Genomic DNA, 15,370 nt, shown 5'->3' on the forward strand with positions numbered 1-15,370 from the left:
TGTGCAGTATCTGAAACAACACACAGATACAGAAGACACCACACGATCCATCCATGGTGATGGGGGGTGTGGGTGGCTCTCTGTGGATAGTTTCATAGAGTTACGGCGGTTATAGCGGCAGGGAAACGCCCGGTCCCATTCCGAACCCGGAAGCTAAGCCTGCCAGCGCCGATGGTACTGCACTCGACAGGGTGTGGGAGAGTAGGACACCGCCGGAACATACATTCAAGGTAGGGGACCCATTTATGGGTCCCCTACCTGCATTTCTGTATACGGTGATATGGACCCGTAAACTGGGTGTGAGTACAGCTCCACCAATGTCGGCGGCGAGACCTTATCGCTGCGACGCCATTCGATCCAGTCTTGTCACCGAGAGAGGGACCCGCCGTGCCGGAACAGAACAATGGCCGGAAACCGTTCCGGCGTAATTCTTCCGGGCCTGCTGCCGGCTTTCGTCGCAGCGAGGGCGAGCGCGCGGGTGGCGAATCGGGTGGCAAAAGCGACGCCGGCCGTTCGACCGGCCGGGGCGGGTTCCGTCGGGACGACGACAATCGCGGCGATTCACACCGCAACCGTGAGCCGGATACTCGCGGCGAAGGCCGTGGGAACGCAGCTTCCGGCGGCGGATTCGGTGGCGACCGGTCGCGCGGTCCGCAGCGGCCCGATCGTGGTGGCCGTGACGATCGGACCGGATCGGCGGGGCAGCGTGAGCGCGGCGCCGATCGGGCCGGCGGCCGACCGGGTTTCCGGGCGGAGGGTGCGCGGCCGGGCTCGGACGATAATCGTTCGCGCGGTCCGCGATCGCAATCGCGCCCGGATGGTGACCGGCGCGACTACGGGACGCGGGAGCGCGGAGATTTCCGGTCTCCGGGGCGCCCTGCCCCCGGCGATTCCGATCGCGGGCGGGATCACCGGGGCGGCGTAGGTCGTGTGGACAATCGCGGCGCCGACGACCGTCGTTCCGGTGGTCGCGGTGCATCCGATCGGCCCGAACGCGGTGCGGATGAGCGTCGTTTCGGTGGTCGCGGTGCATCCGATCGGCCCGAACGCGGTGCGGATGAGCGTCGTTTCGGTGGTCGCGGTGCATCCGATCGGCCCGAACGCGGTGCGGATCGGCCGTACCGGGATCGGGCCGAGTCAACCGGGAGCGGCAATGGTTCGGGAAATTTCTCCCGTGGTGGCGGGGACGCCGCAGGATCGCGACGCCGCGGCGGTGAAGGTGGGGGTCGTGGAGCCGATCGTCGCCCGCCCCGGCCCGAAGAGCCGGATCTGCCCGATGAGATTCAGGCCGGCGATCTCGATACCACTATTCGGCGGGATCTGCTGAGCCTGGACAAGGGCAATGCGGAGACCGTGTCCAGGCATCTGGTCATGGCCGCACAGGTACTCGACGACGATCCCCAGCTGGCGCTGGCCCATGCGCGGGCCGCGCGGCAGCGGGCCGGTCGGATCGCTGTGGTCCGCGAAACCGCCGGTGTTGTCGCGTATCACGCCGGGGAATGGGCCGAAGCCCTGTCCGAGCTGCGTGCGGCGCGGCGGATGGCCGGTGGCTCCGGTCTGCTCGCGGTGATGGCGGACTGTGAGCGCGGTCTGGGCCGGCCCGAACGCGCTATCGAAATGGGTCGCAGTGACGAGGGCCGGGCCCTCACCGGCGACGAGGCGATCGAACTGCGCATCGTGGTCGCGGGCGCGCGGATGGACCTGGGCCAGTACGACCAGGCCGTGGTGACCCTGCAGGCCTCCGACCTCGACCCGGCCCGCACCGGCTCGGGTCCCGCGCGGCTCTTCTACGCCTACGCCGACGCGCTGGTCGCGGCCGGCCGCACTGATGAGGGCCTGACCTGGTTCTTCAACGCGGCTGCCGCCGACCTCGACGGGGAAACCGATGCCGAGGAGCGGGCGGCCGAACTGACGGGCGAGGGCTGATCCGACCGGCGGACGGTCCGGGCCCCGGAGACCGGGCAGCCGTCAGGATTGCCCGACCGTCCAATTGAGTTCGGTCCGCAGGTCTGCCGGGTCCATCTGCGGATTCGGTTCGGTCAGATAGACCTCCCAGCGATCCGCTGCCGGGGTCAGGCCCCGGTCGGTGATCCAGGTGTGCAGACGGCCCCAGGTGACACCGAGTGTGTCGAAACCGCCCCGGTGCACTATGCGAGCGATCCGGCCCGCCGGGAGCCGGCCGGGGACGACCGCACCGTCGGGCTGTATCCGACGGTCCACCGGGAAACCCACCTCGATTTCTGTGGAATTCTCGGAATCGGTTCCCCAAAGGGACAGGGCCGGCCCGGTGATCACCGCTGCCTGGGCGGCGATAGCCGGCGGCAGCAGGCCGAACGAACTGTCGAAGAACGAGACGGTTTGCTCCGGCGTCACAATGCCGCGGACGACGGCCGTGATCGTTTCGGTGACCTCGAGTAGTTCGGGCTGGGCGGTGTGATCGGTCGGATCCGCGGTCACAGGTGTCCTCCACAAGATGGTTCGTCCGCCGCAGCGGGTGGTCTCTGAACTCTTCCGACGCCTTTCGGTCACGTAATTCATCGCTCGCCGGTGCGGGAATTCCCCGACAGCGCCGGACGAGAACCTTGCTTGCGGGGTTTCGAGCCTGAGCGGGTGTTCGGGGCGTCGGAGGTAGGCCGTAGGGTCCGGGTGTGCGGGAAGCGAGTGAGATGCCGCGGTTGCGGGACAGGTACGAGGCGCTGCTGCTGGATCTGGACGGGACCCTCTACCGGGGGCCCGCGGTGATCGACGGTGCGCCCGAGGCGCTGGCGGGCGGTACGCAGCGACTGGTCTACGTCACCAATAACGCGAGCCGATCGGCGACCACCGTGGCCGCCCATCTGGCCGAGTTGGGGTACTCGGCCACGGAGGCGGATGTGGTGACCAGTGCGCAGGCGGCGTGCCGGCTGCTGGCCGAACGCCTCGCCCCGGGCGCGGAGGTTCTGGTGGTCGGGTCCGACGATCTTGCGGCGGAGGTCAAATCGGCCGGCCTGCAACCGGTGCGCCGCGCGACGGATACTGTGGCGGCGGTCGTTCAGGGACATTCGCCACATACGGCGTGGCCGGATCTGGCGGAGGCGTCGTACGCGGTGCGGGCGGGCGCGGTGTGGGTCGCGGCCAACACCGACCGGACACTGCCGAACGAGCGCGGCCTCGCGCCCGGTAACGGAGCGATGGTCGCGGCGCTGCGGGCGGCTACGGATCGGGAACCGGTGGTCGCGGGCAAACCGTATCCACCGCTGCTCGAGGATGCGCTCATCCGGGCGGAAACCCGTGCGGCCCTGGTCGTGGGCGATCGCCTCGACACCGATATCTCCGGTGCGCAGAATGTCGAGTTGGACTCGCTTCTGGTCCTGACCGGAGTCAGCACTGTCGACGAGCTCGCCGGTCTGCCCGAAGAGGCGCTGCCCACGTATATCGCCGAGAGCCTCGATGCTCTCGATCAGCCACCGGTGCCCGGTCGTATCGACCCGGCCGCGGCGCGTATGGAGCTCCGGGCGCACCCCGGCCGGGCGCTGGCGGTACGCGCGCCACGTTCGGAAATCCGATAGCGTTGGGCTCACGATGACTACCCCGACTCCCCGCCCGAACACACCCGGTACCGCCCGGCCCGGGGTGCCGCTGCCCGGTCGGCATCTGCCCGGTGAACCCGCCGATCCGGACCGGATCCGCGCCGAGGTCCGTGAGCTGCTCGCCGAGCTCGGTACCGCGCCGAACTCCGGTGATACAGCCGGGGACGCATCCGTCGGCACCGATCTGGCCCGCCGTGCGCATATCCTGGATCAGGCACACGAGGTGCTGGTGCAGGCGCTGGCCACGGTGGACAAGATCTGAGGTGGCCAGGCGGGCGCGGGTGGACGCGGAACTGGTCCGCCGTGGTCTGGCGCGGTCACGCGAACACGCGGTGGAGTTGATCGGTGCCGGGCGGGTGCTGATCAACGGCACCGTCGCGGTGAAACCGGCGACAGCGGTGGAGACCGGCACACCTTTGCTGGTCAAGGAGCAGGCCGATGAGATCGCATGGGCATCTCGTGGGGCGCATAAACTCCTGGGCGCGCTGGAAGCGTTCGAGCCGCAAGGGCTGCTGGTGGCGGGACGGCGGTGCCTGGACGCCGGGGCGTCGACCGGCGGCTTCACCGATGTATTGCTGAGCCGGGACGCCCGTGAGGTGGTGGCGGTCGATGTCGGCTACGGCCAGCTGGTGTGGCGGCTGCGTACCGATGAACGGGTGCATGTGCACGACCGCACCAATGTGCGCAAGCTGGCCGCCGCCGATATCGGCGGGCCGGTGGACCTGGTGGTCGCCGATCTCTCGTTCATCGCGCTGACTTTGGTGCTGCCCGCCCTGGCCGAATGCGTGGTGCCGGGCGCTGATCTGCTGCCGATGGTGAAACCGCAGTTCGAGGTCGGCAAGGAACGCGTGGGCTCGGGCGGGGTGGTACGAGATCCGGCGCTGCGCGCGGACGCGGTCTGTTCGGTGGCCGCCGCGGCCGCGGATCTCGGCCTGCACACCCGGGGTGTAGTGGCCAGCCCGTTGCCCGGCCCGTCCGGCAATGTCGAATACTTTCTGTGGCTGCGCCGCGACGAATCGGCGAGCCGGCCCGTCGACGAGGTGGGGGCGCTGGTGCGGCGGGCAGTCGAGGAGGGGCCACAGTGAATACGGAGGTGTCCGGGCAGCGGGAGATTCTGCTGGTCTCCCATCCCGGCCGAGCCGAGATAAGCGATACCGCGCATCGGGTCGCGAAGATCTGCGCGGAGGCCGGAATCGGGTTGCGGGTCCTGGCCGACGAGGCTTACAGCACCCGGTTCGATGCCGATGCCGAGCCGGTCGCCGATCCGGGCGGGTACCCGGTGCAGGTGGTCGCACACGAACCGGACGCGGCGCTGGGCTGTGAGATGGTGCTGGCGCTCGGCGGTGACGGGACGTTGCTGCGGGCCGCGGAACTGGCCCGGCACGTGACCGTACCGGTACTCGGTATCAACCTGGGGCGGATCGGATTTCTCACCGAGGCCGAAGCGGAGAATCTGGACGAGGCGCTCGCGCAGGTCGTCCGCCGTGACTACCGCGTCGAGGAGCGGATGACTCTCGATGTCAATGTCCGCCTCGACGACGTGATCATCGAACAGGGCTGGGCACTGAACGAGGCCAGTATCGAGAACGCGGCCCGGATGGGCGTTCTCGAAGTGGTGCTCGAAGTGGACGGGCGACCGGTGTCTTCCTACGGTTGTGACGGGATTCTTGTCGCGACCCCTACCGGTTCGACGGCGTATGCTTTCTCCGCGGGCGGCCCGGTGGTATGGCCGGAACTGGAAGCGCTGCTGGTGATTCCGAGCAACGCGCACGCATTGTTCGCTCGCCCTCTGGTGACCAGCCCGGATTCACGGATCGCGGTCGAATCGGTTGCCACCGGCCATGATGCGATAGTTTTCCTGGATGGCAGGCGCACCCTCGCACTGCCGCGGGGCGGCCGGGTCGAAGCGGTCCGGGGTGCCGAGCCGGTGCGATGGGTGCGGCTGGATTCCGCGCCGTTCGCGGATCGGATGGTGCGCAAGTTCGAGCTGCCGGTCACGGGTTGGCGGGGCCGGCGGCGAACGGAGGGCACACGTGCTGACAGAGATAAGAATTGACGGACTGGGCGTCATCTCGACGGCCACCGCGCAATTCCACGAAGGGCTGACTGTGCTCACCGGTGAAACCGGGGCGGGCAAGACGATGGTGGTCACCAGTCTGCACCTGCTGAGCGGTGCGCGCGCGGATGCCGGGCGGGTCCGGCTCGGTGCGAACCGCGCGGTGGTGGAGGGCAGGTTCACCCTCGACGAGTTGAACGACGCCGCGCGCGGTGAAGCCGAGCGGGTGCTGGAATCGGCGGCAGCCGTCGCCGACGACGACGGTACGGTGATCGCGATCCGCACGGTCGGTAGCGACGGGCGTTCCCGTGCGCATCTGGGCGGTCGCGGCGTACCGGCGTCGGTGCTGGCCGATTTCACCGCGCCCATGCTCACTGTGCACGGGCAGAACGACCAGTTGCGATTACAGCGGCCCGAGCAGCAGTTGCACGCGCTGGATCAGTTCGCCGACGCGACAGTGGGGCCACTGCTGCGTGACTATGTCGAACACCGCCGCGCCTGGCTGGATGCCCGGACCTCCCTGCTGGAACGGACCGCACGCGGCCGGGAGATGGCGGCCGAAGCCGAACGGCTCACCCAGTCGCTGGCCGAAATCGATGCCGTCGCACCGGAGCCAGGGGAGGACGAGCGCCTGATCGCGGAGGTCCGGCGGCTCAGCGATCTGGATTCGCTGCGGGAGGCGGCGGCTACCGCGCACGAGGCTCTCGCAGGCCCGGCCGACAACCCCGGTGAAGCTACCGGCGCCCTGGACGCGCTGGGGGTCGCCCGGTCCCGGGTGGAGGGCGCCGAGGATCCGGCCCTCGCCGCGCTGTCGCCTCGACTGGCGGAGGCGATCGCGGTGGTGGTGGACCTGACCACCGAATTGAGCGGATATCTGTCGGATCTGCCGTCGGATCCGGGCGCGCTGGACTCCATGCTGACGCGGCAGGCCGAGCTGAAATCGCTGACCCGCAAATATGCGCCCGATATCGACGGTGTGATCGCGTGGGCGGATGAGGCGCGCACCCGGCTGGAGTCGCTCGATGTATCGGAGGAGACTCTGGCGGCGCTGACCGCCGAGGTGGAGGCCGGCGCCGACCGTGTGCGTACGGCCGCGGTCGAGCTGTCGGAAGCCCGGGCCGCGGCGGCGGGTGAGCTCGGGGCGGCGGTGACCGAGGAATTGAGCGGGCTCGCCATGGGTAAGGCGCGGCTCGAGGTCGAGGTGCGGCCGCTGCCGGCCGGGGCGCAGGATTCGGCGCCGCTGCTGGTCGACGGCACCGAATTGCACGCGGGTCCCGCCGGAGTGGACGAGGCGGAGTTCCGGCTGGCCGCGCATTCCGGTGCGCAGTCGCTGCCGTTGAGCAAAAGTGCCTCCGGCGGCGAGCTCTCGCGAGTGATGCTGGCGCTGGAGGTGGTGCTGGCGGGCGCCGAGCACGGGGCGACAATGGTCTTCGACGAGGTCGACGCGGGTGTCGGTGGCCGGGCGGCGGTCGAGATCGGGCGGCGGCTGGCTCGGCTGGCGCGCACCCATCAGGTGATCGTGGTGACCCATCTCGCGCAGGTGGCGGCGTTCGCCGATACCCATCTGGTGGTCGACAAATCCGATGACGGCGACGGCGCCGTGAATTCGGGGGTCCGGGCGCTCACCCAGGACGAGCGGATAGTGGAGCTCGCCCGCATGCTGGCCGGACTCGACGACACCGAGACCGGTCGCGCACACGCTTGGGAGCTGCTGAATACCGCGCGCGCCGAGCGGATGGCGGCCTACTGATCGGTGGCCGGGTGCTGTGTGGTTCCGGCGTGAGGTTCGGGCTGGGTGAAACTCGATCCGGTCGGAGTCGAGCTGTTGGCAGGAGCCGATGGTCCGGCGCGCTACGCCCGCACCGGAGCGGTGCTGTCCTGTGGTGGCGCCGCTCCGGTGTCACACCGACGGGTCAGTCGACGGCTTTGCGCGCGGCGGAGATGAACTGGTTGATCAGGCCCCTGAGACCGATCTCCAGGACCTTGGCCGGAACGGGCAGCGAGGGGTCCGAGGTCATCGTGTAGGAGACCCGGGTGCCGTTGTCGGCGTCGGCGAAGGTGATGACGCCGGTATGGCTCTTCACCGGCGCACCCTTGACGATCTTGTACTCCACACGTTCGTTCGGCACCAGTGCGGTGATCTCCTCGACCACCCCGACCGGACCGAGACCGATCTTGTGCTGCGCGCCGACCCCCTCCCGTTCGGTGGTGCCCGGTTTGACGAGCGTCACGTGCACCGCGAGGAACGGATCGATGCTCTCGCGGTCGGCGAACAGCCGGTACACGGTCGCGCGCGGGGCGGCGATCACGGTATCGACGGTGGTGCTGGCCATGGAGACTCCTCTTCGTATAGCTGTCCCGGGCAGCTTACGGCGTACGGCCGCGGATCTCCGGGTCGCGTGGAGGGTGGCCGCCGCGCTCCGGTAACCGATCGATAGCCGTGCGATATCGACTCGCGGCGTGTCTCCACCAATGGTTGAGGGTTTGCGGCAATCATCGCTGCATGAGGATGCTGGCGCTGCTGTCGAAGAATTCCGAGACGCTGCCCGGCCGGACCGGCACCGCCCGGGTCGACCGCGATACCCGGCGGCTGCTCGATCGCGTGGAACCCGGTGATATCGCGGTTCTCGACGAAATGGACCTGGACCAGGTCACCGCCGACCGGCTGCTCGCGGCCGGGGTGGCGGCGGTGGTGAACACCTCGCCGTCGATTTCCGGCCGCTACCCCAATCCGGGACCCGAACTACTGGTCGCCGGTGGTGTGCTGCTGCTGGATACGGTCAGCTCCGATGCCTTCGGCCGGATCAAGGACGGCGCGAAGGTGCGGATCGAGAACGGTGTCGTCTACGCCGACCGCCTCACCCGCCGGGGACCGGAGGTGCTGGTGGAATGTCTCGAACTCGACGAGAGCGGCGTGGCCGAACGGCTATCGGAGGCGCGGATCGGTCTCGCCGGTCATCTCGAATCGTTCGCCGGTGACACCCTCGAGTTCATTCGCGCCGAATCGTCGCTGCTCATGGATGGTATCGGGGTGCCCGATCCGGATCTGGACCTGAACGGCCGGCAGGTGGTCGTGGTCGGTGACGGCCCAGGGCATGCCGAGGATCTGCGGAAACTCAAACCTTTCATCAAGGAGTACGCCCCGATCATGATCGGGGTGGGGCAGGGCGCGGAGACGGCGCGGAGCGCGGGCTACCGGCTGGATCTGATCGTCGCCAACCCCGAGGAGCTCACTGCCAGGACCCTCACCGGCAGCGCCGAGCTCATCGTGCCGGCGGAACTGGACGGTTACGCCGAAGGGCTACACCGGGTGAGAGAGCTGGGGATCGGTGCGATCACCTTCCCGGGCTCCGGGACGCCCGCTGATCTGGCGCTGCTGCTGGCCCATCACCGAGGTGCGGCGCTCATCGTCACCGCGGGTGCGGCCGCGTCGCTGGAGGAATTCTTCGATCGGAGCCGGCGGGAGAGCAATCCCGCGACCTTCCTCACCCGTCTGAAGGTCGGCGGCACGATCATGGATGCCACCGCGGTGGCCACGCTGTACCGGAGCCGGGTCTCCGGGGCGGTCATGGCGCTGCTGGTCATGGCGGCTCTGGTCGTGCTGATCGTGGCGGTTCTGGCCGCCGGGCACGGAAGCGAGGTGCTCACACTCGTCCAGGACTGGTTGCATCGGGCGGATCTGTGGGGGCGGGAGATGCTGAACCGGCCGCAGTAAGGGCGGAGCGGAAGCGCGGGGTGCCCGGATCGGCCGCGGTGCCGGGCGGGACGCGTCGGCGCGCAATCGCACAGCATTGTGACGAATCCGCGAAATACTGATATCCGGGCCAATGGATTGTGAAAGAAGTGGCCGGTGGTACCTCCGGGACAGGGGTAATCGGTCTTCGGTCCGGATCGCCGTCCGTGGCGCCGAGTGGGTGCGGCGATCGGATGGTTAACCAGGGGTGGCGGTCGATCGTCGCCGGGGTTTCGTGTTACCGTGAAGACCCGTGGGTCATACACGGATTCAGGCGCGGACAGCCACCAAACATATTTTCGTCAGCGGTGGCGTCGCCTCCTCACTCGGTAAGGGTCTCACCGCCTCCAGCCTCGGTCAGTTGCTGACCGCGCGGGGGCTACGGGTCACCATGCAGAAACTCGACCCCTATCTCAACGTCGATCCCGGCACCATGAATCCGTTCCAGCACGGAGAAGTGTTCGTGACCGAGGACGGGGCCGAGACCGACCTCGATGTGGGGCACTACGAACGATTCCTCGACCGGGATCTCTCCCGGGACGCCAACGTCACCACCGGTCAGGTGTACTCGTCGGTGATCGCCAAGGAACGGCGTGGCGAGTATCTCGGCGATACCGTGCAGGTCATCCCGCACATCACCGATGAGATCAAGGCGCGCATCCTGGCTATGCGCGGTCCCGACCTGCAGGGTCACGAGCCGGATGTGGTGATCACCGAGATCGGCGGCACGGTCGGTGATATCGAATCCCAGCCGTTCCTCGAAGCGGCCCGCCAGATCCGCCACGATGTCGGCCGCGACAATGTCTTCTTCCTGCACGTCTCACTGGTTCCGTATCTGGCGCCCTCGGGGGAGCTCAAGACCAAACCCACCCAGCATTCGGTGGCGGCGCTGCGCAGTATCGGTATCCAGCCCGACGCGCTGATCCTGCGCTGTGACCGTGAGGTACCGGCCGGTCTGAAGAACAAGATCGCGCTGATGTGTGACGTGGAGGTCGACGCCTGCATCTCCACACCGGACGCACCGTCTATCTACGACATCCCGAAGGTGCTGCACCGGGAAGCCCTCGACGCTTACGTTGTGCGCAAGCTCGGGCTGCCGTTCCGGGACGTGGACTGGACGATCTGGGGTGATCTGCTCGACCGCGTGCACGCGCCGCGGGAGACGGTGGAGGTCGCGCTGGTCGGTAAATACGTGGACCTGCCCGACGCCTACCTTTCTGTCACCGAGGCGCTGCGCGCCGGTGGCTTCGCGCATCGGGCCGAGGTGAAACTGCGCTGGGTGCAGTCCGACGACTGCGAGACCCCGGCCGGGGCGCAGGCCGCCCTGCGCGATGTGGACGCGATCCTCGTCCCCGGCGGATTCGGGATCCGGGGAATCGAAGGCAAGGTCGGAGCCGTCCATCATGCCCGCACCCGCGGGTTGCCGCTGCTCGGGCTGTGCCTGGGGTTGCAGTGCATGGTTATCGAGGCCGCGCGGGCGGTGGGCCTCACCGACGCCAATTCGGCCGAGTTCGAACCCGAGACCGAGCATCCGGTGATCTCCACCATGGCCGACCAGGAACAGGCTGTGGCCGGAGAGGCCGATCTGGGCGGCACCATGCGGCTCGGTGCCTATCCAGCCGTCCTGGAGAAGGGCTCCGTGGTGGCCCGGGCCTACCACGCCACCGAGGTCTCCGAACGGCACCGGCACCGCTACGAGGTGAACAACGCCTACCGGGACAAGATCGCGACCAGCGGGTTGCGGTTCAGCGGTACCTCCCCCGACGGGCATCTGGTGGAATTCGTCGAACTGCCCGCCGATATCCATCCCTTCTTCGTGGGTACCCAGGCCCATCCGGAACTCAAGAGCCGCCCGACCCGGCCGCATCCGCTGTTCGCCGAACTCATCGCCGCCGCACTGCGGTACAAATTGGCCGAACGGCTGCCGGTCGATATTCCCGGTGAGCAGGAACTGGCCGGTACCTCCGAGCGGGTTTCGTGACCCCCGCGAACCCGGCGCCCGGTAGTCACACCTTCACGACGGTCGACAGCCGGGTCGTGTATTCGGGTGCGATCCTGGCGCTGCGGGTGGACCGGGTGGAGATGCCGGACGGACGGATCGTGGAACGCGAAGTGGTCGAACACCACGGCGCGGTCGCGGTGGTCGCGGTCGATGACGACGGACAGGTGGTGCTGATCCGGCAGTACCGTCATCCCCTCGGGGAGCGGCTGCTCGAGCTCCCGGCCGGGCTCATCGATATCCAGGGTGAGGACCCGCTGGCGGCCGCGCAGCGTGAACTCGCCGAGGAGACAGGGCTGGCCGCCCGGGACTGGTCGGTGCTGGTGGATGTGGCGCTGTCGCCGGGATTCACCGACGAGGCGCTGCGGGTGTACCTGGCACGCGGGCTCTCCGAGACCGAGCGACCGGCACCCGAACACGAGGAAGCCGATCTGGAACTGGTGCGCATACCGGTCGCCGAAGCGGTCCGCGCGGCACTGGCCGGGACGATCGTGAACGCCACCGCCGTGGCCGGGCTGCTGGCGCTGAGCGCATCCGATGCCGCGGACGTACCGCTGCGCCCGGCCGACGCGCCGTGGCCGGGCCAGCCGGACGCACTGCTGCGCCGCCAGGCCGCGCAGCGGAACACGGACTGACCGGGGTCCAGCGGTGCGGGAGATCGATATCTTCCTGGACCATCTGGCAGTGGAGCGGGGTGCCGCACGCAGCACCCTTTCCGCATACCGGCGGGATCTGGCGCGCTACCGGGAGTTCCTGAGCGCACGCGACATCACCGACCTCGGGTCCGTCGCCGAAACCGATATCACCGAGTTCGCGGTCGCACTGCGCGCCGGTGGTGCACAGCATCCGCCGCTGGCGCCGGGGTCGGTGGCGCGGGCGCTGATCGCGGTGCGGGGACTGCACCGTTTCGCGGCCGCCGAAGGCCTGACGAGCGCCGATGTCGCACATGCGGTGAAACCACCGATGGTGGGGCAGCGGCTACCCAAGGCGTTACCGGTCGACCAGGTGCTGCGGCTGCTGGACGCGGCCGGCGCCGACGCGGGAACCGGCGGGGAGTCCGCGGCCCGTGGACTGCGCGACCGGGCACTGCTGGAACTGCTCTATTCGACCGGCGCGCGGATCTCCGAAACCGTCGGCCTCGATATCGACGACCTCGACCTCGACGACCGGGCGGTCGTATTGCGCGGCAAGGGCGGTAAACAGCGGATCGTCCCGGTCGGCCGGCCCGCACTGGCCGCGGTGAATGCCTACCTGATACGCGGTCGTCCCGTCCTCGCGTCCCGAGCGCGCGCCGGCCGCTATACCCCCGGCGCCGCGGCCGCACTGTTCCTGAACGTTCGTGGCGGCCGCCTCTCGCGACAGAGCGCCTGGCAGGTCCTGCAACGGGCCGCCGAACACGCCGGGATCACCGCTACGGTGTCGCCGCACACCCTGCGGCATTCGTTCGCCACCCACCTCCTCGACGGCGGTGCCGATGTCCGGGTAGTGCAGGAACTGCTGGGCCACGCGTCGGTGACCACCACACAGATCTACACCCTGGTCACCGTGGGAACGCTGCGCGAGGTCTGGGCGACGGCCCACCCGCGAGCCAGGTGAGTCGCCCGGCCTGCTTCGGTTCTGGAGCGACGAAGGGAAGGCGTGTAGCGACCGATCGCGCGTGGCCGGTCTGTATATCGGCGACCATCGAGCACTTTCCGAGGGTGTATCCGGGCTCTTCGAGGTGCGCGTCCGCGAAACCTTCTGTCTACTCCGGATGCTCCACCTCCGTAGGCGGGGCCCGCCCCGGTTCTGGAGCGACGTAGCGAAGGAGCGCAGCGACTGAGCGAAGGAGTGAAGAACCGGGGTTAACAGGGCCCCGCCCCGCGGCGCCGAAGGCGCCGCCAAAAATACAGTAACGTTTCGGTGTCGTCGGCGGCCTCGGTGGCTGTCGATACAGGCTGGTCCCGGTGTTGCGGCGAACACGCCGTACCTACACGCCGCGCTCGAGTGCAGTCAACCGGTAGCGTCTAGGACTAGCCGGACCGTGGCGAAAGCGAGACCGTGCCTTGATCGGCCTCGTTACGCTCTACGAGGTGACGGACGGGTAGGAACGTATAAGGAGCAGCGGATCGTGACGACAGCCGGAGCGGCGAACTCGCCCAAGGGCGCCGAGAGCGACGATCGCGCCGCGTCAGTGTGGGGCGCGGGCCCCGAACCCGTCCCCGCCGACGCCGCGCTCGGGCCGACCGGGCGGCCCCTGCGCCAGGTTCCGGATCCGCCCGACCCGTCGCATGAGGGCAATGCGCTCATCGTGGCCATGTGCAACCAGAAGGGCGGGGTCGGGAAGACCACCTCGACCATCAATCTGGGTGCGGCGCTGGCCGAATACGGTCGCCGGGTGCTGTTGGTGGATCTCGATCCGCAGGGCGCGCTGTCGGCGGGCCTGGGTGTGGCACATCACGATCTGGATCAGACCGTGCACAACCTGCTCATCGGGACGCCGGTCTCCGCCGATGACGTCTTGATGCAGACCAAAGTCGAGAATCTGGACCTGCTACCCAGCAATATCGATTTGTCGGCGGCGGAGATCCAGCTGGTGAACGAGGTCGGCCGGGAGCAATCGCTGGGGCGCGCGCTGGAACCGATCCGCGACCGCTACGACTACATCCTCATCGATTGCCAGCCTTCACTCGGTCTGCTCACCGTGAACGCGCTCGCCTGCTCCGACGGCGTGATAATCCCGATGGAGTGCGAGTACTTCTCGCTGCGCGGGCTGGCCCTGCTCAACGACACGGTGGAGAAGGTCCGGGATCGGCTGAATCCGCGGTTGAGCCTGTACGGCATCGTCGTGACCATGTTCGATGCCCGGCTGCTGCATTCCCGCCAGGTGATGGCGCGGGTGGTGGAGGTATTCGGAGAATTGGTGTACGACACCGCGATCGCGCGGACGGTCCGGTTCCCGGATGCCAGCGTCGCCGGGGAACCGATCACCACATGGGCACCGAAGTCCAGTGGCGCCGAAGCGTATCGGGCGATGGCACGGGAAGTCATCCACCGGTCCGGTCGGTGAGCGGGCCGACCCGGCCCGCACCGTCGAAGTCGAGCGAACCCGTCCCGCCCACGGAAGAGCCGGGCACGGAACCGGAGAAGTCCGGTTTCCATCTGCGGTTGAGCAATTTCGAGGGCCCCTTCGATCTGCTGTTGCAGTTGATCTCCCAGCGCCGGCTCGATGTGACCGAGGTGGCGTTGCACAAGGTCACCGACGAGTTCATCGCCTACACCAAGGCGTTGACCGCGAGTTTGAGCCGGCCGGGGAATTCACTGCGTACGGACAAGATCCTGGATCAGACCACCGAGTTCCTGGTGGTGGCCGCGACTCTGTTGGATCTGAAGGCCGCGCGGCTGTTGCCCTCGGGTGAGTTGACCGACCCCGAGGATCTGGAACTGCTCGATGCCCGGGATCTGCTGTTCGCCCGGCTGTTGCAGTATCGGGCGTTCAAACAGGTCGCCGAGTTGTTCGCGGAGTTGGAGGCGGCCGCACTGCGCCGCTATGCGCGCAGTGTGGGCTTGGAAGATCGGTTCGCGAGTCTGCTGCCCGAGGTCGACCTCGGTGTCGATGCCGCCGGTTTCGCCGATATCGCGGCGGCGGCGTTCCGGCCCCGCCCGATGCCGACGGTGGGGCTGGACCATCTGCACGCGCATTCGATATCGGTGGCCGAACAGGCGACGCTGGTGCTGGAACGTTTGCGTGCCCGGGGCGTGGGGGTATGGACCACTTTCGCCGACCTGGTTTCCGATTGTGCGGCGCCGATCCAGATCGTTGCCCGGTTCCTGGCTTTGCTCGAGCTGTACCGGGGTAAGACGATCGAGTTCGACCAGCCCGACCCACTGGGCCCGCTCGCCGTTCGCTGGATCGGTGACGACGAGGAGGCCGGTGCCGCGCCGGTGACTATCGAAGAGGACTACGGATGAGCGAGTCAGGCCCGAAGGCGGTAGCGCAGCGTGACCACGCAGGGCCCTCGCTCATCCGCGGA

15 protein-coding genes and 1 rRNA gene are annotated in these 15,370 nt (G+C 68.3%); 14 read left to right on the forward strand and 2 right to left on the reverse strand.

What is annotated here, in order from left to right; genetic code table 11:
- The first annotated feature begins 101 nt into the window (after positions 1-101).
- The 3 genes from rrf (at position 102) to IEY68_RS34320 (ending at position 1,926) form a co-directional block, all read left to right on the forward strand.
- Positions 102-218, forward strand: a 5S ribosomal RNA gene (gene rrf, locus IEY68_RS34310).
- 356 nt (positions 219-574) lie between these two features.
- Positions 575-925, forward strand: coding sequence for a hypothetical protein (locus IEY68_RS34315; RefSeq protein ID WP_189094675.1), 351 nt, complete (start codon positions 575-577; stop codon positions 923-925).
- Between the two features lie 5 nt (positions 926-930).
- Positions 931-1,926, forward strand: a complete 996-nt coding sequence (locus IEY68_RS34320) for a tetratricopeptide repeat protein (RefSeq protein WP_189094676.1) — start codon at positions 931-933, stop codon at positions 1,924-1,926.
- Positions 1,927-1,968: 42 nt separating this feature from the next.
- Here the strand turns inward: IEY68_RS34320 and IEY68_RS34325 are convergent, their stop codons facing one another.
- Positions 1,969-2,457 carry a GyrI-like domain-containing protein gene (locus IEY68_RS34325; protein ID WP_063000974.1) on the reverse strand — a complete coding sequence of 163 codons (489 nt, stop codon included), beginning with the start codon at positions 2,455-2,457 and terminating at the stop codon, positions 1,969-1,971.
- A gap of 209 nt (positions 2,458-2,666) precedes the next feature.
- Here IEY68_RS34325 and IEY68_RS34330 point away from each other — a divergent pair, with 209 nt between their 5' ends.
- The 5 genes from IEY68_RS34330 to recN are packed head-to-tail and all read left to right on the forward strand — an operon-like array spanning position 2,667 to position 7,375.
- A complete protein-coding gene (locus IEY68_RS34330; RefSeq protein ID WP_063000993.1) occupies positions 2,667-3,548 on the forward strand; it encodes an HAD-IIA family hydrolase in 882 nt (293 codons plus the stop codon).
- Positions 3,549-3,561: 13 nt separating this feature from the next.
- Positions 3,562-3,831 (forward strand): hypothetical protein, encoded by a 270-nt coding sequence (locus IEY68_RS34335; RefSeq protein ID WP_063000976.1) that lies wholly within the window; start codon positions 3,562-3,564, stop codon positions 3,829-3,831.
- A 1-nt stretch (position 3,832) separates the two neighbouring features.
- The gene (locus IEY68_RS34340; protein WP_063000978.1) at positions 3,833-4,654 is read left to right on the forward strand and encodes a TlyA family RNA methyltransferase; all 822 of its coding nucleotides are present in this window, start codon (positions 3,833-3,835) and stop codon (positions 4,652-4,654) included.
- Complete coding sequence (locus IEY68_RS34345; protein ID WP_063000981.1) at positions 4,651-5,625, forward strand: NAD kinase; 975 nt, start codon at positions 4,651-4,653, stop codon at positions 5,623-5,625. Before IEY68_RS34340 ends, IEY68_RS34345 begins: the two co-directional genes overlap by 4 nt.
- Positions 5,603-7,375 (forward strand): DNA repair protein RecN, encoded by a 1,773-nt coding sequence (recN, locus tag IEY68_RS34350; protein WP_063000994.1) that lies wholly within the window; start codon positions 5,603-5,605, stop codon positions 7,373-7,375. The genes IEY68_RS34345 and recN overlap by 23 nt, the downstream gene beginning before the upstream one ends.
- 163 nt (positions 7,376-7,538) lie before the next feature.
- Here recN and IEY68_RS34355 read toward each other — a convergent pair whose 3' ends face one another.
- Entirely contained in the window at positions 7,539-7,958 is a 420-nt protein-coding gene (locus IEY68_RS34355) for an SRPBCC family protein (protein ID WP_063000983.1), read from the reverse strand.
- A 170-nt stretch (positions 7,959-8,128) separates the two neighbouring features.
- Between IEY68_RS34355 and steA the strand changes: the two genes are divergently transcribed.
- From steA to IEY68_RS34385, 6 genes are all read left to right on the forward strand, one after another.
- The gene (steA, locus tag IEY68_RS34360) at positions 8,129-9,340 is read left to right on the forward strand and encodes a putative cytokinetic ring protein SteA (RefSeq protein ID WP_063000985.1); all 1,212 of its coding nucleotides are present in this window, start codon (positions 8,129-8,131) and stop codon (positions 9,338-9,340) included.
- 271 nt (positions 9,341-9,611) lie between these two features.
- A complete protein-coding gene (gene pyrG, locus IEY68_RS34365) occupies positions 9,612-11,339 on the forward strand; it encodes a CTP synthase (protein WP_063000986.1) in 1,728 nt (575 codons plus the stop codon).
- A complete protein-coding gene (locus IEY68_RS34370; protein WP_063000987.1) occupies positions 11,336-11,992 on the forward strand; it encodes an NUDIX domain-containing protein in 657 nt (218 codons plus the stop codon). The genes pyrG and IEY68_RS34370 overlap by 4 nt, the downstream gene beginning before the upstream one ends.
- A gap of 13 nt (positions 11,993-12,005) precedes the next feature.
- Positions 12,006-12,953: a site-specific tyrosine recombinase XerD gene (gene xerD / locus IEY68_RS34375; RefSeq protein WP_063000989.1), complete on the forward strand. Its 948-nt coding sequence runs from the start codon at positions 12,006-12,008 to the stop codon at positions 12,951-12,953.
- A 577-nt stretch (positions 12,954-13,530) separates the two neighbouring features.
- Positions 13,531-14,406 (forward strand): ParA family protein, encoded by an 876-nt coding sequence (locus IEY68_RS34380; protein ID WP_063001035.1) that lies wholly within the window; start codon positions 13,531-13,533, stop codon positions 14,404-14,406.
- Positions 14,403-15,308 carry a segregation and condensation protein A gene (locus IEY68_RS34385; protein WP_063000995.1) on the forward strand — a complete coding sequence of 302 codons (906 nt, stop codon included), beginning with the start codon at positions 14,403-14,405 and terminating at the stop codon, positions 15,306-15,308. Before IEY68_RS34380 ends, IEY68_RS34385 begins: the two co-directional genes overlap by 4 nt.
- The last annotated feature ends 62 nt before the right edge of the window (positions 15,309-15,370 follow it).

This window comes from Nocardia jinanensis, from assembly GCF_014645735.1.
GTDB lineage: Bacteria > Actinomycetota > Actinomycetes > Mycobacteriales > Mycobacteriaceae > Nocardia > Nocardia jinanensis.

What these genes read in the sequence shown, in the direction of transcription:
- IEY68_RS34330 (WP_063000993.1), top strand. Translation starts at nt 2,667, where the DNA reads ATGCCGCGGTTGCGGGACAGGTACGAGGCGCTGCTGCTGGATCTGGAC.
- IEY68_RS34335 (WP_063000976.1), top strand. Translation starts at nt 3,562, where the DNA reads ATGACTACCCCGACTCCCCGCCCGAACACACCCGGTACCGCCCGGCCC.
- IEY68_RS34355 (WP_063000983.1), bottom strand. Translation starts at nt 7,958, where the DNA reads ATGGCCAGCACCACCGTCGATACCGTGATCGCCGCCCCGCGCGCGACC.
- steA (WP_063000985.1), top strand. Translation starts at nt 8,129, where the DNA reads ATGAGGATGCTGGCGCTGCTGTCGAAGAATTCCGAGACGCTGCCCGGC.